Annotated in this window: 28 protein-coding genes; 14 read left to right on the top strand and 14 right to left on the bottom strand. The window is 72.1% G+C overall.

The genetic code is table 11. From position 1 onward, the window contains the following. Window positions 1-26 precede the first annotated feature (26 nt). A complete protein-coding gene (locus AB0I60_RS34085; protein WP_360737453.1) occupies window positions 27-803 on the top strand; it encodes an arylamine N-acetyltransferase in 777 nt (258 codons plus the stop codon). Here AB0I60_RS34085 and AB0I60_RS34080 read toward each other — a convergent pair. Continuing rightward, window positions 787-1,467: a maleylpyruvate isomerase family mycothiol-dependent enzyme gene (locus tag AB0I60_RS34080; protein WP_360737450.1), complete on the bottom strand. Its 681-nt coding sequence runs from the start codon at window positions 1,465-1,467 to the stop codon at window positions 787-789. The two genes, AB0I60_RS34085 and AB0I60_RS34080, sit on opposite strands and share 17 nt — an antisense overlap. Window positions 1,468-1,548: 81 nt before the next feature. Between AB0I60_RS34080 and AB0I60_RS34075 the strand changes: the two genes are divergently transcribed. Beyond that, window positions 1,549-2,079, top strand: coding sequence for an ABATE domain-containing protein (locus AB0I60_RS34075; RefSeq protein WP_360737447.1), 531 nt, complete (start codon window positions 1,549-1,551; stop codon window positions 2,077-2,079). Window positions 2,080-2,092: 13 nt separating this feature from the next. Here AB0I60_RS34075 and AB0I60_RS34070 read toward each other — a convergent pair whose 3' ends face one another. The 8 genes from AB0I60_RS34070 to AB0I60_RS34035 form a co-directional block, all read right to left on the bottom strand. Beyond that, a complete protein-coding gene (locus AB0I60_RS34070; protein ID WP_360737445.1) occupies window positions 2,093-2,521 on the bottom strand; it encodes a CBS domain-containing protein in 429 nt (142 codons plus the stop codon). A gap of 351 nt (window positions 2,522-2,872) precedes the next feature. Beyond that, window positions 2,873-3,070, bottom strand: a complete 198-nt coding sequence (locus AB0I60_RS34065; RefSeq protein ID WP_360737442.1) for a hypothetical protein — start codon at window positions 3,068-3,070, stop codon at window positions 2,873-2,875. A 33-nt stretch (window positions 3,071-3,103) separates the two neighbouring features. Continuing rightward, complete coding sequence (locus AB0I60_RS34060) at window positions 3,104-3,250, bottom strand: hypothetical protein (RefSeq protein WP_360737439.1); 147 nt, start codon at window positions 3,248-3,250, stop codon at window positions 3,104-3,106. 406 nt (window positions 3,251-3,656) lie between these two features. Next, a complete protein-coding gene (locus AB0I60_RS34055) occupies window positions 3,657-4,394 on the bottom strand; it encodes an EcsC family protein (RefSeq protein WP_360737436.1) in 738 nt (245 codons plus the stop codon). 82 nt (window positions 4,395-4,476) lie between these two features. Continuing rightward, a complete protein-coding gene (locus AB0I60_RS34050; RefSeq protein ID WP_360737433.1) occupies window positions 4,477-5,334 on the bottom strand; it encodes an amino acid ABC transporter permease in 858 nt (285 codons plus the stop codon). Next, on the bottom strand, window positions 5,331-5,978 hold the full coding sequence (locus AB0I60_RS34045) for an amino acid ABC transporter permease (protein WP_360737430.1): 648 nt from the start codon (window positions 5,976-5,978) through the stop codon (window positions 5,331-5,333). The genes AB0I60_RS34050 and AB0I60_RS34045 overlap by 4 nt, the downstream gene beginning before the upstream one ends. Window positions 5,979-6,073: 95 nt before the next feature. After that, window positions 6,074-6,961 (bottom strand): glutamate ABC transporter substrate-binding protein, encoded by an 888-nt coding sequence (locus tag AB0I60_RS34040; RefSeq protein WP_360737427.1) that lies wholly within the window; start codon window positions 6,959-6,961, stop codon window positions 6,074-6,076. Window positions 6,962-7,025: 64 nt separating this feature from the next. Further along, window positions 7,026-7,754 (bottom strand): amino acid ABC transporter ATP-binding protein, encoded by a 729-nt coding sequence (locus tag AB0I60_RS34035; RefSeq protein WP_360737646.1) that lies wholly within the window; start codon window positions 7,752-7,754, stop codon window positions 7,026-7,028. A gap of 161 nt (window positions 7,755-7,915) precedes the next feature. On the opposite strand from AB0I60_RS34035, the gene AB0I60_RS34030 reads away from it, so the two are divergent. Both AB0I60_RS34030 and AB0I60_RS34025 read left to right on the top strand, forming a co-directional pair. Continuing rightward, entirely contained in the window at window positions 7,916-8,593 is a 678-nt protein-coding gene (locus AB0I60_RS34030; protein WP_360737424.1) for a response regulator transcription factor, read from the top strand. Then, a complete protein-coding gene (locus AB0I60_RS34025; protein ID WP_360737421.1) occupies window positions 8,594-9,988 on the top strand; it encodes an ATP-binding protein in 1,395 nt (464 codons plus the stop codon). On the opposite strand, the gene AB0I60_RS34020 is transcribed toward AB0I60_RS34025, so the two are convergent. Continuing rightward, on the bottom strand, window positions 9,985-10,923 hold the full coding sequence (locus tag AB0I60_RS34020) for a TAXI family TRAP transporter solute-binding subunit (RefSeq protein WP_360737418.1): 939 nt from the start codon (window positions 10,921-10,923) through the stop codon (window positions 9,985-9,987). The genes AB0I60_RS34025 and AB0I60_RS34020 overlap by 4 nt on opposite strands. Window positions 10,924-11,208: 285 nt before the next feature. Between AB0I60_RS34020 and miaB the strand changes: the two genes are divergently transcribed. Both miaB and AB0I60_RS34010 read left to right on the top strand, forming a co-directional pair. Next, on the top strand, window positions 11,209-12,696 hold the full coding sequence (miaB, locus tag AB0I60_RS34015) for a tRNA (N6-isopentenyl adenosine(37)-C2)-methylthiotransferase MiaB (RefSeq protein ID WP_360737415.1): 1,488 nt from the start codon (window positions 11,209-11,211) through the stop codon (window positions 12,694-12,696). After that, the gene (locus AB0I60_RS34010; RefSeq protein ID WP_360737412.1) at window positions 12,693-13,166 is read left to right on the top strand and encodes a hypothetical protein; all 474 of its coding nucleotides are present in this window, start codon (window positions 12,693-12,695) and stop codon (window positions 13,164-13,166) included. The genes miaB and AB0I60_RS34010 overlap by 4 nt, the downstream gene beginning before the upstream one ends. Before the next feature lie 459 nt (window positions 13,167-13,625). On the opposite strand, the gene AB0I60_RS34005 is transcribed toward AB0I60_RS34010, so the two are convergent. Next, entirely contained in the window at window positions 13,626-14,951 is a 1,326-nt protein-coding gene (locus tag AB0I60_RS34005; protein WP_360737409.1) for a DUF349 domain-containing protein, read from the bottom strand. Window positions 14,952-15,135: 184 nt separating this feature from the next. Between AB0I60_RS34005 and AB0I60_RS34000 the strand changes: the two genes are divergently transcribed. From AB0I60_RS34000 to dapF, 3 genes are read left to right on the top strand one after another with little or no spacing between them, the layout of a single operon-like run. Beyond that, the gene (locus AB0I60_RS34000; RefSeq protein WP_360737407.1) at window positions 15,136-15,816 is read left to right on the top strand and encodes a class III extradiol dioxygenase subunit B-like domain-containing protein; all 681 of its coding nucleotides are present in this window, start codon (window positions 15,136-15,138) and stop codon (window positions 15,814-15,816) included. Window positions 15,817-15,820: 4 nt separating this feature from the next. Continuing rightward, the gene (miaA, locus tag AB0I60_RS33995) at window positions 15,821-16,723 is read left to right on the top strand and encodes a tRNA (adenosine(37)-N6)-dimethylallyltransferase MiaA (protein WP_360737405.1); all 903 of its coding nucleotides are present in this window, start codon (window positions 15,821-15,823) and stop codon (window positions 16,721-16,723) included. Between the two features lie 4 nt (window positions 16,724-16,727). Next, complete coding sequence (gene dapF, locus AB0I60_RS33990) at window positions 16,728-17,534, top strand: diaminopimelate epimerase (RefSeq protein ID WP_360737403.1); 807 nt, start codon at window positions 16,728-16,730, stop codon at window positions 17,532-17,534. 21 nt (window positions 17,535-17,555) lie between these two features. Here the strand turns inward: dapF and AB0I60_RS33985 are convergent, their stop codons facing one another. Further along, window positions 17,556-18,413, bottom strand: a complete 858-nt coding sequence (locus AB0I60_RS33985) for an SMP-30/gluconolactonase/LRE family protein (protein WP_360737401.1) — start codon at window positions 18,411-18,413, stop codon at window positions 17,556-17,558. A gap of 18 nt (window positions 18,414-18,431) precedes the next feature. Further along, window positions 18,432-19,676 carry an MFS transporter gene (locus AB0I60_RS33980; RefSeq protein ID WP_360737398.1) on the bottom strand — a complete coding sequence of 415 codons (1,245 nt, stop codon included), beginning with the start codon at window positions 19,674-19,676 and terminating at the stop codon, window positions 18,432-18,434. 55 nt (window positions 19,677-19,731) lie between these two features. On the opposite strand from AB0I60_RS33980, the gene AB0I60_RS33975 reads away from it, so the two are divergent. From AB0I60_RS33975 to AB0I60_RS33965, 3 genes are read left to right on the top strand one after another with little or no spacing between them, the layout of a single operon-like run. After that, a complete protein-coding gene (locus AB0I60_RS33975) occupies window positions 19,732-20,211 on the top strand; it encodes a winged helix-turn-helix domain-containing protein (RefSeq protein WP_360737396.1) in 480 nt (159 codons plus the stop codon). Between the two features lie 54 nt (window positions 20,212-20,265). Continuing rightward, window positions 20,266-21,711: a GTPase HflX gene (gene hflX, locus AB0I60_RS33970; RefSeq protein WP_360737394.1), complete on the top strand. Its 1,446-nt coding sequence runs from the start codon at window positions 20,266-20,268 to the stop codon at window positions 21,709-21,711. 4 nt (window positions 21,712-21,715) lie between these two features. Then, the gene (locus AB0I60_RS33965; RefSeq protein ID WP_360737392.1) at window positions 21,716-22,747 is read left to right on the top strand and encodes a hypothetical protein; all 1,032 of its coding nucleotides are present in this window, start codon (window positions 21,716-21,718) and stop codon (window positions 22,745-22,747) included. 76 nt (window positions 22,748-22,823) lie between these two features. Here AB0I60_RS33965 and lexA read toward each other — a convergent pair whose 3' ends face one another. Further along, entirely contained in the window at window positions 22,824-23,495 is a 672-nt protein-coding gene (gene lexA / locus AB0I60_RS33960) for a transcriptional repressor LexA (RefSeq protein ID WP_360737644.1), read from the bottom strand. Window positions 23,496-23,742: 247 nt separating this feature from the next. On the opposite strand from lexA, the gene AB0I60_RS33955 reads away from it, so the two are divergent. Both AB0I60_RS33955 and nrdR read left to right on the top strand, forming a co-directional pair. Beyond that, a complete protein-coding gene (locus AB0I60_RS33955; RefSeq protein ID WP_360737390.1) occupies window positions 23,743-24,246 on the top strand; it encodes a LysM peptidoglycan-binding domain-containing protein in 504 nt (167 codons plus the stop codon). Between the two features lie 453 nt (window positions 24,247-24,699). Continuing rightward, window positions 24,700-25,152 carry a transcriptional regulator NrdR gene (gene nrdR, locus AB0I60_RS33950; protein WP_360737388.1) on the top strand — a complete coding sequence of 151 codons (453 nt, stop codon included), beginning with the start codon at window positions 24,700-24,702 and terminating at the stop codon, window positions 25,150-25,152. Window positions 25,153-25,261: the final 109 nt, after the last annotated feature.

Here is a 25,261-nt window from a genome sequence, read left to right as displayed (position 1 = left end):
GGAGCGGGAGCTGCCATGCTGGACGGGTGTGGAACGGTGAACAGCTCGACCTCGACGCGTACCTGACCCGTGTCGGCTTCCGGCCCGACCCGGACGCCGACGCGATCACCACCCTGCGCGGGCTGCACCGCGCGCACCTGCGGTCGATCCCCTTCGAGAACGCCGACATCGGCCTGGGCGTGCCGATCGCGCTGGACGTGCCCGCGCTCCAGGACAAGCTGGTCCGCCGACGCCGGGGCGGGTACTGCTACGAGCAGAACCTGCTGTTCGCGGCCGTGCTGGAACGGTTCGGGTACCAGGTCACGGCACTCGCCGCACGCGTGCTGCTGGGTCGCGGGGGCGACATCCCGCGCACCCACGCCCTGCTGCGGGTGGACCGGAAGTGGTTGGCGGACGTGGGTTTCGGCGGCGGTGGCCTGCTGACGCCGCTGCCGCTGCTGCAGGACGCCTTCGAGCAGCAGGGCGACTGGTCGTTCCGGCTCGACCTGGACGGCGCGGTGTGGACGTTGAGCTCGTACCAGAGCGGCGACTGGGTGCCGCTGTACGACTTCACCGAGGACCCGCGCACGCGCGCGGACTTCGAGATCCTCAACTACTACCTGTCGACGCACCCGTCGAGCGCGTTCGTCGGCAGGCTGCTGGTGCAGCGCACCGACGAGAACGCCCGCTACGCGCTGACCGGCGACCAGCTCACGGTGGCCACCCCGGCAGACGGGCCGCGCAAGCGCGTCCTGACCCCGGACGAGCTGGCCACCGCGCTGCGCGACGACTTCGGGCTGGAGCTGCCTACGGCCACGGGTTGAGCGCGGGCGGCTCGCCGGTCAGCGGGTTCCCCGGCGCGCGGCCGGCCAGCCACGCGACGAGGTCGTCCGAACTCCCCCGCAGTTCCACGTCCGCGCCGGAGCCGATCGTCCACTCCCGACCGTCGCTCGTGGACACCAGGGTGACCCGGACGCCGTCCGGCACGCGCGCGGCCAGGAAGTCCACCGCGTGGTCGTGGAACTCCGGCGACCACGCGGGCGGCACGAGGCCCAGGTCCGCCGTGTGGATCTCGACCTCCCGCCACAGCGCGAACGCCGTGTCGAGGAGCACCCCGTCCCGGTAGAGGACCGGTGAGCCCCAGTCGCGGACGCCGGCCCACGCGTCGGCCAGGCGGGTCACGGCGGCGGCGATCGCGGCGCGGTGCTCGGCGGCGGAACGCCCGGACGCGGCCTCGATCGCGGCGTCGCGCGCGGGGCGGCCCCCGGCGTACGGCTCCACCTCGGTGCCTTCCAGCTCGGCCTGGCGGGCCATGGCCTCGGTGACGTGCGCGAGGTGCGCGAGCACGTGCCCGCGCGTCCAGCCGGGCAGCGCGGAGGGCTCGCCGACCTGCGCGTCGGTCACCGCCCCGGTGACGGTGGCGAGGCGGCGGTGCGCGTCCATCACGGCGTCGACTACGCGCGCGGGTGCGGTGGTGCTGTTCGCCACGGCTTCCCCTAATGGGTGAGAACGACTCTGACCGTTAGGAACCTAGCGGGATCACTACCTCAAGTCCATTAGGATGTGCGGATGAACCGGACGTTGGAGTTCGCGGGCACGGTCCGGCACGACGGCCGTGGCGGGCTCGTCGACGACCTCGCCACGCTCGACCAGCTCGCCGCGTGGACCGACGTCCGCCCGGTGTCCGAGGAGTTGCGGCTGCGGGTGGTCGAGCTGCGCCGGGCGGTCCGGTCGCTGCTCGCGCACGCCGTGCGCGTCGGCGAGCGCCTGGACGCGCCGCACCTGATGCCGCTCGGGTCAGCGCTCGACCTGGTCAACGACACGGCGGCGCGGGTGCCGAGGGCGGCGCGGCTGGAGTGGGGGGAGCCGGTGCGGCTGCGGTACGACGACCGCGCCGAGGCACCCGAGCGGCTGCTCGCCGACCTGGCCACGGCGGCGATCGAGTTCCTGGCCGGCGACGAGCGCGAGAACCTGCGCGCCTGCCCCGCGCCGCGCTGCATCAGGTACTTCGTGAAGGCGCACCCGCAGCAGCAGTGGTGCAAACCGTCGTGCGGCAACCGGGCCAGGGTCAGCCGGCACTACCGGAGGGCGCACGACTGACGCGCCCCCGGGCTCAGCCCTGGGCGATGTAGGCGGTCAGCTGGTCCTGGCCCTCTTCGAGCTGGCTGATCCGGCTCTTGACCACGTCGCCGATGCTGACAATGCCGACCAGCCCGCCGTCGGCGACCACCGGCACGTGCCGGATGCGGCGCTCGGTCATCAGCACGGTGAGGCTGTCCACCGAGTCCTTCGGCGAGCAGGTGAACACCTCGGCGGTCATGATGTCGGCCACCGCCGAGGCCAGCAGGCCCGCGCCCCGGTCGTGCAGGTGGCGGACGACGTCGCGCTCCGAGACGATCCCGGCGATGCCGGAGTCGTCCACGACGACCATCGCACCCACGTTGTGCTCCGCCAGCGCGGCCACCAGGTCCGCCACCGAGGAGTCCGCTCCGACCGTGGCCACGGCCGAGCCCTTGACCCGCAACACGTCCGCGATCCTCACGTGGCGCCTCCTGATCTCGACCCGACCCGTGGCGACTGAACTCAGGGCTACCCGGCCAGGCTAGTTCCCGAGCGTCGCCAACGGCAGGGTCCGCGCCCGAAAAGAGCACGTTCGACCGGTTGGCACCACCTCGACGGCCGTGTCCGACCACGCAGAGGTCCCCGGCAGCGGGCGCGACGGCCCGGCCGCGCACCCGGTCGTCGCAACGCCCGGTCCTGCGCCGGGCACGCCGAAGCTGCCGGCGTCCCGGGGCAACGGGACGCCGGCAGCGGGTGGGAGGCCGGCCGCGAGCGCGGGGGTTCGCGCACGCCGGCACCGCGTGATGTCACGGCGCCGGGATCGCGGCGGGGTTCAGCCGCCGGTGCGGCGGAACACCCTGCGCCCGACGAAACTCGCCTGGTGCGGCCGGCCGGGCACCTTGGCCACGCCCTCGTTCTTCCGGGCGTGGCCGCGTCGTGCCGCGCGGTTCTGGACGACGGGCTGCTCCTGCTCCGAAGGCTCGGAACCGGGCTGCTCGGCGTCGCTCGCGGTGTTCTCGTGATCGATCATCGGAAAGCCTCCTGGGTGTGGCGGAACCGCTGGTCAGCGGCGGCGCTGGGCGTAGTGGCGCGGGGCGACGACCACCCGGCCGCCGCCGTGGCGGGGCTGGGTGGCGCCGTTCGAGCGACGGGCTCGCCGGTTGGTCGGCTGCTGACCGTCGTCGGGTTGTCCGGTGCGCGTGGTGGGCATACGACCGCCTCCTGGGTGAGTTCGAGGCGTGCAAAGGCTGACGACCCCGCTCGCGGACGAGCGGAAGAGATCGTCGAAGAGCCGCTAGGGCCACCAGGAGAAGAGCGCTCGGCACCGGCTCGGCAGCCTGGTGCGGCGCGAAGGAGGAGGAATCCTCAGAGGTAGATCTGGAAGAACATGACGCAGACGTTAGCGGGTCCGACCCGGCGTTGCCAAGCACTTTTTCCGGCGATCAAGGACACAGTCGGTCGCCTGTCCGATGTGGACAGTCAGGCGGACGCGGGGACGCGGCGGTCGGCCCGGCCCTGGAGCGGAGAGCCGATCAACCCTCCACAGTGGAACGATCACGCCCGGCCGGCGCGAACGCGCGCCGCCCGCCCCGCGCCGTGGCACCGGGCCGGGCCGCTCAGTCGCGCTCGGGCGCCCCGTCGTAGCGGATCTCGCCGACGATCTCGCCCTCCAGCACCTCGGGCTCCACCACCCGGCCGTCCACGACCTGCGGCGCACCGGGCGGCGTGGCGAAGAAGCGCCGGGCGAACCCGCCGACCGCCCGGGTCGTCACGGCGTCGAACGTGCCGCCGATGACCCCGCCGACCAGCGGCACGCCCTTGGCCAGCGTGATGCCCGCCTTGCTCGTACCGTACTTGGCGATCAGCTGGAACCCGACCCGCTTGTTGATCTCCCGGATGAGCTGCGCCGGGATGCGCTCGATCAGGCCCATGGTGAGCTTCGCGCCCGCCTTGATGCCCGCCTTCTTCACCACCTCGGTGCCGGCGTTGCCGAGCAGGCACAGCAGGATCGCCGTGCGCACCTCGTCGCTCTCCAGGTCGTGCCCGTGCACTGCGGCGATGGACGCGATCAGGTGCGTCTGCACCAGGTACGCGGCGGCGACGTTCGCGGGCAGGGTCACCGGGAGGGTGATCAGGCCGCCGAGGTTGGTGGCGAACCCCTGGATGCCGGCCGCCGCGACGTGCGTGCGGATCATGCTCCGCACCGCCTCGTCCCTGGTCAGCCCCTGGGCGAGCAGGTCGTCCGCCACGTGCTGGGCGCTCTTGAACGGGCCGAAGCCCTCGATGCCGACGCGCAGCAGGTGGTCCACCGCGCCTTGCTGCGCCTTCACCAGGGTGCCGGGTTCCTCCGCCATACCCGCGAGGTTACGTGGCGCGCGGCCCCCGGACACGAAAAAGGGGAGCCGGATCGGCTCCCCCTTCGCCCGGCGGCGGGTGCTACGCGTCCGCCGGCACCGCCGGCGGCGCGTCCTGCACCCGGTCCACGGCCTTCTTGTTGCGCCGGTTGCGCTTCTCCAGCGAGGACGCCAACCACGTGAGCAGCAGGCACATCGAGATGTACATGGCACCGACCACCAGCGTGAGCGGCACCAGCGGCCGGCCGAACTGGCCCTGCGCGCCGAGGTACTTGACGTAGTCCAGCAGCTCGTTGTACGTGATGATGAAGCCCAGCGCGGTGTCCTTGAGCAGCACGACGAGCTGGCTGACGATGGTCGGCAGCATGACCCGCAGCGCCTGCGGCAGCAGCACGGTCGTCATCACCTGGGTCTTGCGCATCCCCAGCGCGTACGCGGCCTCGGCCTGCCCCTTGGGCAGCGACAGCACGCCGGCCCGGAAGATCTCGGCCAGCACCGAGCCGTTGTACAGCGTCAGGCCCGCCACCACGGCCATGAACGGCGTCGGCTTGAAGCCGAACGTCGACGAGCCGTAGTAGAACAGGAAGATCAGGATCAGCAGCGGGATCGCGCGGAAGACCTCGACCAGGATCGCCGCCGGCACCCGCCAGAACGCGTGGTCGGACAGCCGCCCGGCCGCCAGGATCGCGCCGAGCAGCAGCGCCAGCACCGCGCCCGCGCCGAACGCGGACAGCGTGTTGCCCAGCCGCTTGAGCAGCTCGATCTGGACGTTCTCGTACTGGATCCACTCCCACAGGCGCGGCTCGAACTGGCCGCTGTCGTAGAAGCGGTACAGCGTGAAGCCGATCAGGCCGGCCACGCCGAGCACGCCGACGACGGCCAGCACCCGGTGCCGCAGCCTGGCCCGGGGGCCGGGGACGTCGAACAGGACGGAGCTCATCGGGCCACGCTCCAACGCCTCTCCAGTGCGCGCTGCACCAGGGTCAACGGGATCACCAGCAGGACGAAGAAGAACGCCACCCAGGACAGGCCCAGCAGCATGTCCTCACCGTTCTCGGACAGCACGTAGCTGATGGAGCCGGCGTCGCCCACCGAGAAGCCCGCCGAGATGGTGGTGTTCTTCAGCAACGCGATCAGCGTGCTGACCAGCGGCGGGACCACCGAGCGCAGGGCCTGCGGCAGCACCACGCTGAACAGCATCTGGCCGAACGTCAGCCCCAGCGCGCGGGACGCCTCCGCCTGCCCGACCGGCACCGTGTTGATGCCCGAGCGGACCACCTCGCAGATGAACGCCGAGGTGTAGAGCGTCAGGGCGACGACCGCGCCCTGGAACGGGTCCAGCTTCACGATCTTGAGCAGCGGGAAGGCGAAGACGAAGAAGAAGAACACCAGGGTCAGCGGCGTGTTGCGGACCAGCGTCACGTAAGCGGTGCCGGTCCAGCGGAACACGGGGACGGGGCTGACCCGCAGCATCGCCAGCAGGGTGCCCAGCACCAGCGACCCGACCGCGGCGTACAGGAACAGTTGGATGGTCGTGCCGAACGCCCTGAGGAACAGGTCGGCGTAGGTGGAAAGGATGCTCATCGGACTTCCTCGCCGGGGGACGAAAAGGGGGTGGCCGGCGACCCGCGCGGTCGCCGGCCACCATCAGCGCCGGACGGCGGCGCCGGGTGCGGTGATCAGTAGCGGTCGATCACGGGCTTCGTCGCCGGGGAACCCGACTTGCCCAGCGTCGCGTCGTAGATCTTCTGCCAGGTGCCGTCGTCGATCGCGGTCTGCAGGATGTCGTTCACCTTGTCCCGCAGCGGCTTGTCGTCCTTGGCCAGGCCGATGCCGTAGGGCTCGTTGGAGAACGGCTTGCCGACGACCTTGAACTTGTCCTTCTCCTCGGCCGCGTAGCCCTTGAGGATCGCGTCGTCGGTGGTCACCGCGTCGATCGCGCCCTCGGCGAGCTTCGCCACGCACTGGGAGTAGTTCTGGTACTCGGAGATGTTCTCCGGCTCCGTGTACCCCTTGTCCTTGATGTTCTTGATCGGGGTGGAGCCGGTCACCGAGCAGACCTTCTTGCCCTTGAGGGTCTCCGGGCCGGTGATCGAGTTGTCGTCCGCGCGGACCAGCAGGTCCTGGCCGGCCGTGAAGTACGGGCCGGCGAAGCCGACCTTCTCCTTGCGGCCCGCGTTGATCGTGTAGGTGCCGACGTAGTAGTCCACGTCGCCGTTGATCAGCGCCTGCTCGCGCCCGGCGGACGCGATCGCCTTGTAGTCGATCTTGTCCTCGCCGTAGCCCAGCTTGGAGGCGATCAGCTTGGCGATCTCGATGTCGAAACCGCTGTACTTGTTCGTGGTCGCGTCCTTGAGGCCCAGGCCCGGCTGGTCCTCCTTGACGCCGATGACGACCTTGCCGCGCTTGGTGATGCTCTCGAACGTCTTGGAACCCTCGACCTTGACGTCGCTCTCGACCTTCTGCGTGGGGGCCGGGGTCGACGCGCCGGGGCTCCCCTCCTTGCCGCACGCGGTCAGGGCGAGGCCGCCCGCCAGCAGCACCACCGCAAGGGTGCGAACCCTCATCGTCAATCTCCTGCTCTTCTTCGGGGTGGGGCGGCGCCAGGCCCAGCGCCGCGGTCACGGGACTTCAGTGGGTCAGGATCTTGCCAAGGAAGTCCTTCGCGCGGTTCGACTTCGGCGCGGAGAAGAAGTCCTCCGGCGTCGAGTCCTCCACGATCTCGCCGTCGGCCATGAACACCACGCGGTCGGCGGCCTTGCGGGCGAAGCCCATCTCGTGGGTGACCACGAGCATGGTCATGCCCTCCTTGGCCAGCGTGGTCATGACGTCCAGCACCTCCTGGACCATCTCGGGGTCCAGCGCGGAGGTCGGCTCGTCGAACAGCATCACCTTGGGGCGCATCGCCAGGGCGCGGGCGATCGCCGCGCGCTGCTGCTGCCCACCCGACAGCTGGGCCGGGAACTTCTCCGCCTGGCTCGCGATGCCGACCCGTTCCAGCAGCTCCATCGCCGTCTTGCGGGCGTCGGCCGCCGGGGTCTTGCGGACCTTGAGCGGCGCGAGCATCACGTTGTCGACGATGCTCTTGTGGGCGAACAGGTTGAACGACTGGAAGACCATGCCCACGTCGGCCCGCAACCGGGCCAGCTCCTTGCCCTCGGCGGGCAGGGGCTGGCCGTCGACCTCGATGGTGCCCTTGTCGACGGGCTCCAGGCGGTTGATCGTGCGGCACAGCGTGGACTTGCCCGAACCCGACGGCCCGAGCACGACGACGACCTGGCCCTTCGGCACCTCCAGCGCGATGTCCTTGAGGACGTGCAGGGGCCCGAAGAACTTGTCCACGCCCGCCATCCGGATCATCGGCGGAGCAGGTGTGGGGGCGGTCATCAGATCCTCCAACGGGGGTTCCTGAGGGATGGCGGAAACCTAGGTGTGCGTCACCACCACAGTCCAGGCGGTTGAGCAAGACTTAGGGTCTCAACTCTGTCACAGGCAGGCGACAATAACCTGGGAGGACGCCGGTGCGCGTGCTGTTGGTCGAAGACGACGACCGCGTCGCGGAAGCGCTGGTCCCGGCGCTGACGCGGCGTGGTTTCACGGTAGACCGACAAGCAACCGGTCGGGGGACGCTCGATCGGTTGTCGGGGGTGGACGTGGTGCTGCTGGACCTCGGTCTGCCGGACGTGGACGGGGTCACCCTGTGCCGCAGCATACGGGCCGCGAGCGACGTGGCGATCATCGTCGTGTCGGCGCGGGGCGAGATCGACGACCGCATCCTCGGCCTGCACGCCGGCGCGGACGACTACCTGGTCAAACCGTACGACGTGGGTGAACTGGTGGCGCGGGTGCACGCGGTGCGGCGGCGGCGCGGCGACCCGGTCGGGGTCGGCGTGGCGGGCACCGAGGTGTTCGAGGCGGCCGACGTGCGGGTCGACCTCGCCCGGCACGAGGTCACCGTGGCGGGTGAACCCGTGGCGCTGTCGCGCAAGGAGTTCCAGGTGCTCGCGCTGGTGATGGCGGCGGGCGGCGCGGTGTGCACCCGGGAGCGCATCCTCGCCGAGGTGTGGGGCCGCACGTGGGCCGGCGCGAACCGGACGCTGGACGTGCACGTGGCCACCCTGCGCACCAAGCTCGGCCGGCCCGCGCTGCTGGAGACGGTGCGCGGCGTCGGCTACCGGCTCAGCTCGGTCGGGGGCTGAGTGCGGTCGCGGCTGCTGGGCATCGTGCTCACCCTCGTGGTGGTGGTGCTGGTCGGCATGGGCGTGCCGCTCGGGCGCGGGGTCGCGGCGGGCGAGCAGCAGGAGATGTTCCTGGACCGGCTGACCGACACCGCGCGGTTCGCGTCCGTGGCGCAGCGCCCGCTGATCGACGACCAGCCGGTCGTGCTGGAGCGCGAGCTGGCCCGCTACCAGGACCTCTACGGCATCCGGGTGGCGCTGCTCGACCGGTCCGGCAAGGTCGTCGCGGCCTCCGGGCAGGGCGTCGACGTGACCTCGGACCCGGTGTCGGACCTGGTCCGGGGCGCGCTCGCCGGGCGGCAGCCGGTCGCGCCCGGCCTGCTCATGCCGTGGGACCAGGACGACCTGGTGCTGGCCGAACCGGTGCTGGTGGACGGCGAGGTGCGCGGCGCGGTCGTCACGTTCTCGCCCACCATCAAGACCCGGACCGAGGTGATGTGGTGGTGGGTGCTGCTGCTCGCGGCGAGCCTGCTGGTGCTGGCGCTCGCGGTGCTGGCGGCGCTGCCGCTGGTGCGCTGGACGCTGCGGCCGGTGCGCCGGCTCGACGACGCGACCGGCGCGCTGCTGGGCGCGGTGGTGTCCGGCAAGCCGGTGCAGCCGGTCGGGTCCTCGTCCGGGCCGCCGGAGCTGCGGCAGCTCTCCCGCTCGTTCGACCAGATGGCGGCGAACGTCGGTGACGTGCTGGCCGCGCAGCGCGCGTTCGTCGCGGACGCCTCCCACCAGCTCCGCAACCCGCTGACCGCGCTGAAGCTGCGACTGTCCAACCTGGATGGCCACGTGTCCGGGGACGGCGAGGTGCACCAGGTCGCCGCGCTGGACGAGGCGGACCGGCTCAACCGCATCCTGGACGAGCTGCTGGCGATGGCGCGGGCCGGCTCGCCGTCGGTCGACCCGGTGGGGGTGGACGTGGACCGGGCCGTCGCCGGCCGGCTGTCCGCGTGGCAGCCGGCCGCCGCCGCCCGCTCGGTGCACCTGGTGCTCGACGGCGAGCCCGGCGGCCGGGCGCTGGCCCCGCCGCGCGGCGTGGAGGCCGTGCTGGACGCGCTGCTGGACAACGCGCTGAAGTTCGCCCCCGACGACACGCTGGTGCTGGTCGACGTGCGGCGGCGGGACGGCCTGGTCCGGCTGTCCGTGCGCGACGAGGGCCCCGGGCTCCCGCCCGACGAGCTGGCACGGGCCACCGACCGCTTCTGGCGCTCCCCCGCGCACCAGAACATCCAGGGGTCCGGGCTGGGGCTGGCCATCGTGCGGCAGATCGTGGAGCGGGTGGGCGGCGAGGTGCGGCTGTCGCTGCCCGACGGCGGCGGGCTCCGGGTCGAGGTGACCTTCCCGGTGGAGGGCCGGCCGAACGGCTAGACCTTCACGTCGCGGTAGTAGGTCTTCGCGCCGGGGTGCAGCGGCAGCGGGGTGGTCTCGATCGCCGATCTGACCTCGATCGACCGGGCCACCGGGCTGACCGCGACCAGCTCCGGCTGCGCCTTGAACAACCCGCGCAGCAGCGCCGCCGCCACGTCCTCCGGCATCGCGTCGGTGACCAGCAGGAAGTTGCGCACGACCAGCGTGGTGACCGGTTTGGCCACCGGCCCGCCGGGCAGCTCGTAGGCCGACGCGGGCAGCGTCGCCGACCCGTAGACCGGGTAGAGCCGGCGCAGGTTCGGCAGCACGTCGCCCAGGTCGAGCATCCGCAGCCGCACGGTCGTGGCGAGCGTCGTCACACCGGTCGTCGGCACGCCGCCGGACCAGAAGAACGCGTCCAGCGCGCCTTCGCGCATCGCGTCCGTGGTGGCGTTGAGGTCGAGGTAGCGCGGTTGCAGGTCGTCGGTCGGCGACAGGTTCGCCGAGCGCAGCAGGCGTTCGGCGATCAGCTTCACGCCCGAGTCGCGCGCGCCGAGCGAGACCCGCAGGCCCTTGAGGTCGGTCAGCTTGGTCGCCGGGAGGTCGGCGCGCACGGCGAGCTGGAGGTAGTCGTCGTGCATCCGGGCCAGCGCGTAGAGCCGGTGCCCGCCGGTGCCGGCCTGCGCCTCCTCCGCCGCGTCGGCCGCCGAGAACCCCACCTGGGCCTGGCCGGTGCGCAGCCGTTCCAGGTTGTCCACCGAACCGGCGGTGGCCACGACCTGCGGGCGCGGGATGCCCGGGTCGCGCGTCCAGGCGTCGGCCAGCGCGGTGCTGAGCCGGTAGTAGACGCCCGTGTCGCTGCCCGCCACCATGGTGAGCTTGACCTGGTCGAAGTCGTGACCGCACGCCGTCACCGACAGGGCGGCCAGGGCCAGCACGGCCCCTGCGGCGTGCACTCTGAACAGCGTTCCCGACACGGTCGCATCGTCGCACGTCGGCCGCCCGCGCCGGACCCCGCCGGAAGGATTGCGCCCGGTCAGGGCCGGTGCCCCCGGAGGTCGCGGCGGCGCGGCGCATACGATGCGGGGTGGACACCGGAGCGTCATCCACGCGCGGCGCGCGGCCGGCGGGCCGCCTCGGACCGCCTCGCCCCACGGAGTGACCTACCTGGTGGGCAGCATCGGTGGACGCACCGCGACCGTGGCCTCAAGCGGTCACTGACCAGGGGATATGGTGACTACGTGAGCACGTTGCAGGTTCCCAGGACCTTCCAGATCCGCACGTTCGGGTGTCAGATGAACGTGCACGACTCCGAGCGCCTCGCCGGGATGCTCGAAGACGCGGGCTACGCGCCCGTGGAAGGCGACGCGGCCCCCGACGTGGTGGTGTTCAACACCTGCGCGGTGCGGGAGAACGCGGACAACAAGCTGTACGGCACGCTCGGCCACCTCGCCCCGGCCAAGACCGCGAACCCGGACATGCAGATCGCGGTCGGCGGCTGCCTCGCGCAGAAGGACCAGGGCGAGATCGTCCGGCGCGCGCCGTGGGTCGACGTGGTGTTCGGCACGCACAACATCGGTTCGCTGCCCGTGCTGTTGGAGCGCGCCCGGCACAACCGGGAGGCCCAGGTCGAGATCCTCGACGCGCTGGAGACCTTCCCGTCCACGCTGCCCGCGCGCCGCGACTCCGCCTACTCCGGGTGGGTGTCGGTGTCGGTCGGGTGCAACAACACGTGCACGTTCTGCATCGTCCCGTCGCTGCGCGGCAAGGAGAAGGACCGGCGACCCGGCGAGGTGCTCGCCGAGGTCCAGGCGCTGGCCGACGAAGGCGTGCTGGAGGTGACCCTCCTCGGGCAGAACGTCAACTCCTACGGCGTCGAGTTCGGCGACCGCTTCGCGTTCGGCAAGCTGCTGCGCGCGACCGGCGGCATCGACGGCTTGGAGCGGGTCCGGTTCACCTCGCCGCACCCGAAGGACTTCACCGACGACGTCATCGCCGCGATGGCCGAGACGCCGACCGTGTGCCACCAACTGCACATGCCGCTCCAGTCGGGCTCCGACCGCGTGCTCAAGGAGATGCGCAGGTCCTACCGGTCCGCGAAGTACCTGTCGATCCTGGACAACGTGCGCGCGGCCATGCCCGACGCGGCCATCACCACCGACATCATCGTCGGCTTCCCCGGCGAGACCGAGGAGGACTTCCAGGCCACGCTCGACGTCGTGCGCGAGTCGCGGTTCTCCAGCGCGTTCACCTTCCAGTACTCCAAGCGCCCCGGCACGCCCGCCGCCGAACTGCCCGACCAACTGCCCAAGCAGGTCGTGCAGGAGCGCTACGACCGACTCGTCACGCTGGTCAACGAGCTGGCGTGGGAGCAGAACAAGCTCCAGGTCGGTCGGAGGGTGGAACTGCTCGTCGCGCACGGCGAGGGCCGCAAGGACGCGGAGACGCAGCGGATGTCGGGCCGGGCGCGCGACGGCCGGCTGGTCCACTTCACCCCCGGCGACGCGCCGATCCGCCCCGGCGACGTCGTGGAGACCGTCGTGACCTACGCCGCGCCGCACAACCTGATCGCGGACGGCGCCGTCCTGACCCACCGCCGCACCAAGGCGGGCGACCGCTCGGAGGCCGGTATCAAGCCCAAGACGTCCGGCGTGACCCTCGGACTCCCGAAGTTCGGCACCCCCGACCCGCTCCCGGCCGCCGTCGGCGGGTGCTCGGTCGGACGATGAGCGACGGACGCGACGACATGAGCGAACTGAGGGCCGAGATCAACGAGGTCGGCCGCTCGGCCGCCAAGCGCTTCGACCCGGGCCGGGGCGCGCTGACCATCGCGGTGGCGGTCCTGGCCGTCCTGGTGTCGATGATCCTCCCGTGGCTCGGCGACCAGACCGGCCTGGACGTCCTGCTGGGCGAGGCCAGGGCGATCCCGAAGGTGTTCTCGTACGCGGCCCTGACGGCGGGCGTCCTCCTGTCGGCCGCGACGCTGGCGATCCGCAGGTGGGCCCTGGCCTGGGTGACGGCCCTGGCGCTGTTCGCGGCATCGGTGAGCGGCGTGCTGTCGATCTGGATGACCCAGACGACCACCGGCCACGAACCGGGAGACGGCCCAGGAGCAGGACTCGTGGTGGCCGTGATCGCAGTGATCCTGCTGCTGGTCAAATGGCTGAGAGTCGCGGCATCAAGGCCACCGATCCAATAACGCACAAAGCGGCAGCACCCGAAAAGGACGCAACCGCCCTTGTGTTCTCCCCGTATGGCCTGCCCAGCGGCGAGCGTCGCTTTTCGGCTTTTTCTTTTCTTTTTCGTTTTTTCTTTTAGGCTTTGCTTTTAGGCTTTGCTTTTAGGTCTTAAAAAGAAGAAGAGCAAAAGCGTCCTCGCCGGACAGGCAGGCCGCCAAGGATGACAAAGGCGGTGGGTCTGCGTGTCATCCCCGTGTGGCCTGGCCAAGGCAACCACCCTTGAGCAGTGAGTGCAAGCGAAAAGCGTGCTTGCACTCACTGCTCAAGCGCGGTTCACTGCGTGCAGGCCACACGGGGATGACACGCAGACGGTTTGGCCCGTGCTGCGCGGCTTCGATTTGGCGTGCTTCTGCTTGTTTTTCGTGAAACAGCCCGGCCTCTCGTGTTGCTGAGGCCGGGCTGTTTTGGTTGTTCGTCGGTCAGCGGGTGGCTACGGCCTGTTCTGCTGCCGCGAGCCATTCGCGCCACTGCTTCGCCTGGGCTTCGGCCTGTTCGGCGCGGCGCTTGTCGCCGGCCGTGCGGGCCTTTTCGGCCTGGGCCTCGAACTGCTCGACGCGTTCCCGGAACTGGGCCACTCGGGCTTCGGCCTCGGGGTCGGAACGGCGCCACTGGGCGTCGACCGCGCCGCGCACCTTCTCCTCGATGGTGCGGAGCTTGCCCTCCAGCTCGCGGACCCGTTCGCGCGGGACCTTGCCGATGGCGTCCCAGCGCTCCTGGATCTTGTAGAGCTGCTGGCGGGCCGCTTCCAGGTCGTGCGACGGGTCGATGTGCTCGGCTTCGGCGAGCAGCTCTTCCTTGAGCTTCGCGTTCGCCGAGAACTCCGCGTCACGCTCCGAGAACGCCTCCGAGCGCTTGGCGAAGAACGCGTCCTGCGCCGCGCGGAAGCGCTGCCACAGGGCGTCGTCGGCCTCCTTCGGCGCGCGGCCGGCGGCCTTCCACTCGACCATCAGGTCCTTGTAGCGGCCGGCGGTGGGGCCCCAGTCGTCGGACGAGACGAGCTTCTCGGCCTCCTCCACGAGCTCCTGCTTGCGGTTCTTGGCGACGCCGCGCTGGCGGTCCAGGTCGGCGAAGTGCGAGCCCCGCCGGCGGTTGAACGCGTCGCGGGCCTTGGAGAACCGCCGCCACAGCTGCTCGTCGGTCTTGCGGTCGACGCCCCGGATGGTCTTCCACTCGTCCAGGATCGTCCGCAGCCGGTCGCCCGCCGCCTTCCACTGGGTGGACTCGTTGGCCAGGACCTCGGCCTCCTCCACCAGCTGGAGCTTGCGCGCGCCCGCCTGCGCCCGCGCCTCGTCCTTGGCCGCCTTCGCCGCCTCCAGGCCCTCTTCGGCCTTGGCCAGCACGTGGTCCACCCGCGCGGCCAGCGCCGCCAGGTCGCCGACCACGGCCGCGTCGGCCAGGCTCTCCTGGACGTGCTTGGCGCTGGTCAGCGCGTGCTTCGGGTCGCCCGCCCCGGACGACAGCCGGGTCACCAGCAGCTCGACCTCGGTGCGGATGTCGTCGAACCGGCGCGCGAAGTGCGCCAGGCCCTCGGCGGGCTCGCCCGCCTGCCAGGAACCGACGACCCGCTCCCCGTCGGCCGTCTTGACGTAGACGGTGCCGTCCGCGTCCACGCGCCCCCAGCGGTCAGGGTGGTCCGACGCCACGGGGACCGGCGGAGGCGTGCTGCTTTCCACCCGCGTCTCCTCGACCACCGCCCCCGTACCACTGTCACCAGTGGCTTCCGGTGTCGTCTCGTGCTCCGTCATCGCCGGCTTCCTCCTCGCCTGCCCACTTCGTGGTGCCCGTGCCGACCACGGGCGCCCCGCCGATGGCGGGGCCCAGCACCCGGGTACCGCGACACCTCAGGCAGTGCCCAGTACCCCGCGCGCATTCAAACAGGTCAAGGCTCTCATCGGTACTGGTGGTGGCCGATGAGTAGCGTGCGTTGTCATGATCTCGCGTGTCGCCGTGGTCCCGCACCCTCCCCTCCTCGTGCCGGAACTGGTCGGCGGGGCCGTCCCGGAAACCGCGTCCGTGCGGTCCGCGTGCCTCGCCGCCGCACGCGAGCTGGCCGCCCACGACGTCGACTGGACGGCCGTCGCGGTCGACCCGTCCGGGCCCCGGACGGTGGCCGACACCTCCGGTTCCTTCCGGGGGTTCGGCGTTGACGTGCGGGTTTCGCTCGACGGTCCGGCCTCCCCGGCGGATCCCTCGCTGCCCCTGCCCGCGCTGGTCGCCGGGTGGCTCCGGGAGCACGCCGGCGCGCGCTCCGTCCAAGTGCACCTGGTGCCGCCGGATCTGCCGGTGGCCGACTGCGTCTCATTCGGGTCACAGTTGCCGGGACGGGCGCTGCTGGTGCTCGCCGACGGCTCGCACCGGCACGGCGAGCACGCCGTGGGGCGGCCGGACGAGCGCGCCGCGCCGTTCGACGAGTCGGTGCGCGACGCGCTCGCCACGGCCGACGTGGCGGCGTTGAAAGCGCTCGACCCGGTTCTCGCGGACGAGCTGGGCGCGCGGGGGCGGGCGGCGTGGCAGGTGCTGGCCGGCGTCCCCGGCGCGTGGCGGTGCACCCGGTCGGAGTTCTCGGCACCCTTCGGCGTCGGCTACCACGTGGCCGTCTGGGAGGCTTGACCCCGTGAACGCCCCCGTCGCCGTCGTCGGCCCCACCGCCACCGGCAAGTCCGACCTCGCCGTGCGGCTGGCCGTCGAGCTGGGCGGCGAGGTGGTCAACGCCGACTCGATGCAGTTCTACCGGGGCATGGACATCGGCACCGCGAAGGTGACCGAGGCCGAGCGGCGGGGGGTGCCGCACCACCTGCTGGACGTGCTGGACGTGACCGAGCCCGCCTCGGTCGCCGCCTACCAGCGGGAAGCGCGTGCGGTGATCGAGTCGCTGCTCGGCGCGGGCACGGTGCCGGTGCTGGTCGGCGGCTCGGGCCTGTACGTGCAGGCGGTGCTGGACGACCTGGTGTTCCCGGGCACCGACGACCGCATCCGGGGCCAGTTGGAGAACGAGCTGGCGGTGTTCGGCGCGGAGACCCTGCACGGCAGGCTCGCCCAGCTCGACCCGGCCGCCGCGCTGGCCATCCTGCCCACCAACGGCCGCCGCGTGGTGCGGGCGCTGGAGGTCATCGAGCTGACCGGGCAGCCGTTCTCGGCGACCCTGCCCAAGCCCGGACCGGCCCGCTACGGCGCGGTGCTGGTGGGGCTGGACCGCGAGGTGTCCGAACTGGACGAGCGGGTCGACCGGCGGGCGGCCCGGATGTTCGCCGACGGCCTGGTGGACGAGGTGCGGGCGCTGGAGGCGGTCGGGCTGCGGGAGGGCCGCACGGCGTCCCGGGCGCTGGGCTACCAGCAGGTGCTGGCCGCGTTCGACGGCGAGTACGACCTGACCACGGCGGCGGCGGAGACCGCGCAGGCCACCCGGCGGTTCGTGCGCAGGCAGCGCTCCTGGTTCCGGCGCGACCGGCGGGTCACCTGGTTCGACGCGGGCTCCGACGACCTGGTCGCCGACGTGCTCGCGCTGCTGGCGACGTAGCCTGGTGGGCGTGGGAGTCGAGTTTCTGAAGGGCCACGGCACCGAGAACGACTTCGTGCTGCTGCCGGACCCGGACGGCCTGCTGGACCTGACCGAGTCGCGCGTGCGGGCGCTGTGCGACCGGCAGCGCGGGCTGGGCGCGGACGGCGTGCTGCGGGTCGTGCGGCCCGACCTCGGCCCGTGGTTCATGGACTACCGCAACGCGGACGGGTCCATCGCCGAGATGTGCGGCAACGGCGTGCGCGTGTTCGCCCGCTACCTGGTGGACGCCGGTCTGGTGCCGCCGGGTGAGTTCGAGGTCGGTACCCGGGGCGGTCGGCGCCTGATCACCGCCCACGAGGACGGCACGGTGACGGCGGACATGGGTCCCGCGCGGGTCACCGGGACGTCGTCAGCGCGGGTCGGCGGGGTGGAGTTCGCCGGGGTGGCGGTGAACGTCGGCAACCCGCACCTGGCGTGCGTGACGACGACCCCGGTCGAGTCCCTGGACCTGCGCGACCAGCCGCAGTACGACCCGGCGGTGTTCCCGGAGGGCGTGAACGTCGAGTTCGTCAACGTGCTGGGCGACGGGGCGCTGCGGATGCGCGTGCACGAGCGCGGCGTCGGCGAGACCCGGTCGTGCGGGACGGGCACGGTCGCCACCGTGGCGGCGTGGCTGCACGGCACCGGCCTGCGCACCGGCAAGGCCACTGTGGACGTCCTGGGTGGACAGGTGACGGTGGTGGTCGAGGAGGAGACGTCCACCCTCACCGGGCCGGCCGTGCTGCTCGCTCGCGGAGAGCTCGACCAGACCTGGTGGGACGCCCAGTAGTCGGTGACGCCGGCGGCGGTGTCAGAGCCGGTGGACCTCCAGGCGGCCGAGGCGCGCGGTGCTGACGACCTCGGGCTGCGAGGTGGGCGCGGTGCAGCACACCAGGCGGTCGTCCACGATCGCCACGGCGAAGCAGATCTGGCTGGTTTCGACGCGGTGGGTGATCTCGCCGCCTTCGACCACGCGGAACGCGTAAGGCTGCAACGCAGCCGCCACCCACACGCCGCCCTCGTCGTCCACGGCGATGCCGTCCGGTGCGATGAAGTGGTCGCGCAGCGGGGCCCAGACGCGGCGGCCGGACAGCGTCCCGTCGGACGCCACGTCGAACGCCGTCAGCCCGAACGCCAGCGTCTCGGCGACCACCAGGCGGCCGTCCGGCAGCAGGCCCATGCCGTTGGGGAACTTCAGGTCGTCGGCGGCGACGGAGGTCGTGCCGTCGGGCTGGACCAGCGCCAGCGGCGTGCCGGGCACGACCCGGTCGGGTCCCAGGAGCTGGGCCTCGCCGCCGGCCGCGATCGCCGCGTGCAGGTCGAAGCCGAAGTTGCCCACGTAGGCGCGGCCGTGCGCGTCGACCAGCATGTCGTTGGCGTGGAAGGTGGCGATGTCGTTCAGGTCGGCGTGCCGGACCAGCCCGCTGTCTTCGAGCCGCAGGACCACGCGGTCTTTCATGGACACCACGAGCAGCCGGCCGTCGGGCAGCCAGCCCAGCCCGGACGGCTGGCCGGGGACCGCGCAGACGACCTCCTCGGCCCCGGTGTCGAGGTCGAGCGCGCGCACCTCGTGGTCGTAGAAGTCGGAGTAGTGGAGCCTGCCGTCCGGTCCGCGCCGGGGTCCTTCGCCGAACCGGAGACCGTCGCGCACCAGGGTCGTGTCAACCATGGGGTGCGACGCTAGTGATCACCCGACCCGCCCCGCATCGCCCGCAGTGGTGACGGTGCCGTGCGCGGACCGCAACGGTGAGAACACGACCCAGGCGGGTGAGAGCGCGCGCCCGACCACCGCGACCCACAGCGTGGCCAGGATGCCGACCTGCGACCCGAGCAGCCCGCCGACCAGCCCGCCCAGCGGCAGCGCGCCCCACACCACGAACCGGATGGAGGCGTTCATCCGGCCGAGCAGGTGGTCCGGGCAGATCGCCTGCCGGTAGCTGACCTGGGCGATGTTGTAGACGATGGCCCCGTAGGCCAGCACCAGGTCCGCGACCACCACGAACCCGAGCCGCCAGTCCGGGCCGGCCAGCGGCAGCAGCAGCCCGAACGGCTGGGTGACCAGTATCGACAGCCAGATCACCCGGGTCTGGCCGAACCGCGCGTTCCACCGGTTCGCGGTCAGCGCGCCGAGCACGCCGCCCACGCCCGCCGAGCTGAGCACCAGCCCGGTCACGCCCTCGGACAGGCCCAGGTCGCGGACCAGGAACAGCACGAGCACGGCGAGCGCCACGCCGTCGAAGAAGTTCGCCGTGCCGGTGGTGCCGACGACCGCGCGCAGCGACCGGTTGCCGAAGACGAACCGCAGGCCCTCGGCGATCTCGCCGACCAGGCCGGGCCGGTCGGGCACCCTCGGCGTGGGCTCCTCGGTGCGGATGCGCAGCAGGAACAGCGCCGAGCACAGGTACCCGACGCCGGTGGCCAGGATGCCGTTGGCCGCACCCACGGCCTGCGCGACGCCACCTGCGGCAGCCGGTCCGCTCACCTCGGCCACGGACTGGCTCGCGGTGAGCTTCGCGTTGCCCTCCACGAGCTGGTCCCGCCCGACCAGCGCGGGCAGGTACGACTGGTAGGCGATGTCGAACATGACCGTGGCCGCCCCGACCAGCAGCGCGACCACGACGAGGTGGGCGAAGGTGAGCGTGCCCAGCCACCAGGCGACGGGGACGGACAGCATCAGCGCGGCGCGCACGAAGTCCGCCGTGAGCATCACCGGGCGGCGGCGCAGCCGGTCCACCCACACCCCGGCGGGCAGGCCGATGAGCAGGAACGCGGCCGTGCTCGCGGCGGTCAGCAGGCCCATCTGCACCGGGGTGGCGGCGAGCGCGCCCACGGCGAGCAGCGGCAGCACGGTGCGGCCGATGGTCGAGCCGAACTGGCTGATGGTGTCGCCGGCCCAGAGCAGCCGGAAGTCGCGGTGATGCCAGAGGGACACGGCGGGGAGTCTCACCGAAGTGATTGGAAAGTGTCAATCGCTTAGGCTGCGCACCATGCACCGGCGCCCCGCCACCGAAGCCGAGGCCGCCGCGCTCGCCTCGGCGGTGCGGTTGCGCATCATCCGGCTGACCTACGACCGCGCGCTCACCAACAAGGAGATCGCCCACCGGCTCGGCAAGGACCCCGCCACCACCCTCCACCACGTGCGCAAGCTCGTCGCCGCGGGCTTCCTGGAGGCGCAGCCGGCGCGCACCGGCAACCGGGGCGCGCGGGAGGTCCCCTACCTGTCCACCGGCCTGTCGTGGCGGCTCGCGGGCGGTGCGGCGGTCGGCAGCCACGTGCTGGAGGCGTACCTCGCCGAGGTCGCCGAGGTCGACCCGGCCCGCCTCGACCAGACCCGGCTCGTCGTCCGGGTGGACCGCGAGGAACTAAACCGGCGGCTCCGTTCGTTGTTCGATGAGCTGGCAGCCGAGCCGGGCGACCCCTCCGGGGACCGCGTGGCGCTCTACCTCGCGGTGTACCCCGGAGACTGATCCGGCGGTTAACCACTCGGCGACGGCGTCCGGACGTGCGACGATGAGAGGCAAATGACGGAAAACACGCACCACAGCAACGACTGGCTCGACCACGACGCCGAGCTGTCCACCGGCGAGCTCGCCCTCGCCGAACGAGCCGCGCTGCGCCGCGTCTCGGGCTTGTCCACCGAGCTCCAGGACGTCACCGAGGTCGAGTACCGGCAGCTCCGCCTGGAGCGCGTCGTGCTGGTCGGCGTGTGGACCGAGGGGACCGCCGCCGACTCCGACGCCTCGCTGGCCGAGCTGGCGCTGCTCGCCGAGACGGCGGGCTCCGAGGTGCTGGAGGGCCTCGTGCAGCGGCGCGACCGGCCCGACCCGGCCACCTACATCGGCTCCGGCAAGGTCTCCGAGCTGCGCGACATCGTGATCTCGACCGGCGCGGACACGGTGATCTGCGACGGCGAGCTGTCCCCCGGCCAGCTCCGGCAGCTGGAGGAGAAGCTCAAGGTCAAGGTCGTCGACCGCACCGCGCTCATCCTCGACATCTTCGCCCAGCACGCCTCCTCCAAGGAGGGCAAGGCGCAGGTCGAGCTGGCCCAGCTCCAGTACCTGCTGCCCCGCCTGCGCGGCTGGGGCGAGTCGCTGTCCCGGCAGGCCGGTGGTCGTGCCGGCGGCGGCAACGGCGGCGTGGGCCTGCGCGGTCCCGGTGAGACCAAGCTGGAGACCGACCGGCGGCGCATCCGCGCCCGGATCGCGAAGCTGCGCAGGCAGATCACGGCCATGAGCGTCATCCGGGACACCAAGCGCGGTGCCCGGGTCGCCAACGCGGTGCCCAACGTGGCCATCGCCGGCTACACCAACGCCGGCAAGTCCAGCCTGCTCAACGCCCTGACCGGCGCGGGCGTGCTGGTGGAGGACGCGCTGTTCGCCACCCTCGACCCGACGACCAGGCGCAGCACCACCCCGGAGGGCCTGCCCTACACGCTCACCGACACGGTCGGCTTCGTCCGGCACCTGCCCCACCAGCTCGTGGAGGCGTTCCGGTCGACGCTGGAGGAGGTCGCGGACGCCGACCTGCTGGTGCACGTCGTGGACGGCTCGGACGGGATGCCGGAGAAGCAGGTCACGGCCGTGCGCGAGGTGATCTCCGAGATCAGCGAGCGCCGCGACGACCCGATGCCGGCGGAGCTGCTGGTGGTCAACAAGGTCGACGCGGTGGGCGAGCTGGGCCTGGCCCGGCTGCGCCACCTGTTCCCGACCGCCGTCCTGGTGTCCGCGCGCACCGGCGAGGGCATCGAGGAGCTGCGGGAGCGCATCGCCACGCTGATCCCGCGCCCGGAGGTCGTGGTGGAGGCCCTGGTGCCCTACGCGCGCGGCGAGATCGTCGCCCGCATCCACCGCGAGGGCGAGATCCTCAAGGAGCGGCACACCGAGGAGGGCACCGAGCTGAGCGCCCGGGTCCGCCCGGACCTGGCCGGCGTGCTGGAGCAGTTCGCCGTGGACGGAAGCCGCGCCTGACCCGTTGATCAACGCCGCACTGCTGACCCTGACCCTGACGGCCGGCTTCGCCACGGCGCAGCCGGCCGTCGCCGACGTCTGCGACGTGGCCGACCGGCGCTTGGAAGAGCTGTCGGGGCTGGCGTCGGACGGTGACCGGTGGTTCGCGGTCAACGACAGCGACAACGGTGCCATCGAGGTGCACGTGCTGGACCGGCGCTGCCGGATCACCGACACGATCACCGCCGCGACCAACCCGTACGACGTCGAGGACCTGGCCCTGGCCCCGGACGGCACGCTCTGGCTGGCCGACACGGGCGACAACGGCAAGTCCCGCGAGACGGTCGCCCTGCACGCCGTCGGCCAGGACGGGTCGGCGCGGATCTTCCGCTTCACCTACCCCGACGGCAAGCACGACGCGGAGGCCCTGCTGCTGGCCGCCGACGGGACCCCGCACCTGGTGACCAAGGAGCCGATCGGGTCGGCGCTGGTGTACCGGCCCGCCGGCGCGTGGGACGGAGCCGGGCCGACCCCGTTGGAGCAGGTCGCGCGGGTGTCCATCAGCGGCACCGACACGCCGGGCGGCCCGGTGCAGAGCTCGGTGATGACCCGGGTCGTCACCGGGGGCGCGATGTCGAAGGACGGCAAGGTCGCGGCGCTGCGCACCTACACCGACGCCTACCTGTTCCCCGTCCCGGACGGCGACCTGGCCACGGCGCTGGAGGGCGACCCGGTCCGCATCCCGCTGCCGGACGAGGCGCAGGGCGAGGCCATCGCGTTCGACCCGGACGGCACCCTGCTGTCCGCCTCGGAGTTCGGCAACCAGGGCGCGACCAGCTCGACCGTGCGCGCAGTCGCCGGAGCGGCGGCGTCGGCGATCCCGAAACCGACGACCACCGCACCCGCTCCGGAGGAGCCGGGGCGGGGTGAGCCGGCGGCGGTGGACACCTCGGCGAGCCCCGAGGAGCGCCCGCTGTGGCCGGTGCTGGGCGCGGGAGCAGCCGCGCTGGCGCTGGTCGCCCTGGCCATCCGCCGCTCCCGCCGCAGGCGGGTCTAGGCGCACGCCGCTGCCCGGCTCAGAGCCCGCGCAGCACCGTGACCGGCCCCGGCACCCGCCGTGGCCACCACGGCGGTCAGAGCCTGCGCAGCACCGCCACGACCTTGCCCAGGATCGACGCCTCGTCGCCCAGGATCGGCTGGTACGCGGAGTTGTGCGGCAGCAGCCACACGTGCCCGTCCCGACGCTTGAACGTCTTCACCGTCGCCTCGCCGTCGATCATGGCCGCGACCACGTCGCCGTTGTCGGCGGTCGGCTGCTGGCGGACGACCACCCAGTCGCCGTCGGTGATGGCCGCGTCCACCATCGAGTCACCCACGACCTTGAGCAGGAACACCTCCCCCTCGCCGACGATCTCGCGCGGCAGCGGGAACACGTCCTCGATGGACTCCTCGGCCAGGATCGGCCCACCGGCCGCGATCCTGCCCAGCATCGGCACGTACGCCGGCGTCGGCCGCGCGGCCGGGTCGACCCCGGTCACGATCTCGGCGGGCAGCACGCCCACCGCGCGCGGGCGGTTCGGGTCGCGCCGGAGGAAGCCCTTGCGCTCCAGCGCGCGCAACTGGTGCGCGACGGAGGAGGTGGAGGTCAGGCCGACCGCCTCGCCGATCTCCCGGACGCTGGGCGGGTAGCCGAACCGGTCCAGCCAGTCCCGGATGACGTCGAGCACCTTCCGCTGCCGGAGCGTGAGCCCGGCGTTGCCCGCGATGTCGGCGGGTCCGGGGGCGGAGGGCGCATCGGCGGCGATGCGCAGGTCGTCGTCGGTCTTGCGAGCCACAGTGCTTCCCTCCTCACCGGTCCCGATTGCCCAGGCCGGCTGTGCGTCGATCTTGCAGTTGTGAAGGTAGTCGCACTCAACGCCCAGATCAAACACCTGTTCGAAGTAAGTGTCGGCGTGTCCTTCCGGATTTCCCGGTCGAAGTGGTAGACATTCGCACGGACGTTCGATCGAACAACAGTTCGATCATGATCGGATGACCTGCGATGGAGGCGTCATGGCGGTGGTCGTTGGCACGCGGAACGGGTTCGACCTCGTGGACGGGACCACGGCGGAGGACGTGCGCCGGGGAGTGCAGGCCCACCCCGGTCCGAGGGTCCTGCGCACCTTCGGGGACGCGCGCCGCCCCGCCACGCCGCGCGCCCGCCCGCTCCCCGCGGGCGCCGCGCCCGACCCGGTGGCGTGCGAGGTCCGCGAGGACCCCCGCCACCCGGCCCTCCAGTTCGCGCTCTACGCGGCGGCTGCGGTCGTGGCGGCGGTGGCGCTGAGCCTGCTCTACCTGTACGGCTCGGGCGCGACGACGGTCCCCGAACGGACCAGCGTCGTGCACGTCCAGGTGGGTGAGTCGCTGTGGGACGTGGCGGAGCGCTCCGCCCCGGACAGCAACCCGCAGGCGGTGGTGGACCGCATCAAGGAGCTGAACCACCTCACCGACACCACGGTGATCACCCCCGGCCTGCCCCTGGTGGTCCCGGACGGCCGCACCGCACCGGCGAACTGATGCTCCCCCGCTCCGCACCCGCCCGCCCGGCCGGGCAGGACCGGCCGACCAAGAGCCGCGACGGCTTCTTACCCGCTGCGCCCCTCCCCCGCTGAGCCCCTCGCCTGCCGCGCCGCCCACGGCCGCGCCACGCACCGCCGAGCCGCTCACCACCACGTCACCCACGGCCACGCCGCGCACCCCGCCCGCGCCACCGCGCGGAGCCGCTAAGGTGTCGCCGGCCGTGCCCCGGGCCGTCACCCGGCAGCCACCCGGTAGCCGCCCCGTCGCAGCGAGTTTCACCCGACCGTGTCGGCCGCGACACGCCGGGGACCGACTTGCACCAGATGTGCCACCGGCATAGGTTGACCCCCACATCTAGTGGTGACACCGGCGTAGTCAGTCCACAGGTTGGGGTATTCCCCGCCAGTGGGGCTGATGCGGTGGGTGCCGCGCAGGGAAGGGTGACCAGTCGTGCGCTGTCCGTTCTGCCGGAACTCGGACTCCCGCGTGGTCGACTCGCGCGAGGTGGACGAAGGTCAGGTGATCCGCCGCCGCCGGTCGTGCTCCAGCTGTGGCCGCCGCTACACCACCGTCGAGGAGGCCGTGCTCGCCGTGGTGAAGAGGTCCGGGGTGACCGAGCCGTTCAGCCGGGACAAGGTCGTCACCGGCGTGCGCCGCGCGTGCCAGGGCAGGCCCGTGGACGAGGACGCGTTCCACCTGCTGGCCCAGCGCGTCGAGGAGTCCATCCGCGCGACCGGCTGCGCCGAGATCCCCAGCCACGAGGTGGGCCTGGCGATCCTCGGTCCGCTCAGAGACCTCGACGAAGTGGCGTACCTGCGCTTCGCCAGCGTCTACCGGTCGTTCTCCTCGGTCGAGGACTTCGAGAAGGAGATCGCGGACCTGCGCACCGCGCAGCGGGATTAGCCCCGCGCGAATCGCACCACCGCACACCGAGCCGCACCACCGCAAAGCCGCACCACGCCAGACCCAGTGGCACACGAACATGCCCGCGACCGCCTCGGACGGGAGCCCG

Source organism: Actinosynnema sp. NPDC050436, from assembly GCF_040655415.1.
In the GTDB taxonomy this organism is placed as follows: domain Bacteria; phylum Actinomycetota; class Actinomycetes; order Mycobacteriales; family Pseudonocardiaceae; genus Actinosynnema.
Note: the sequence above shows the minus strand (reverse complement) of the source record. Positions and strands in the feature narration are given on the sequence as shown.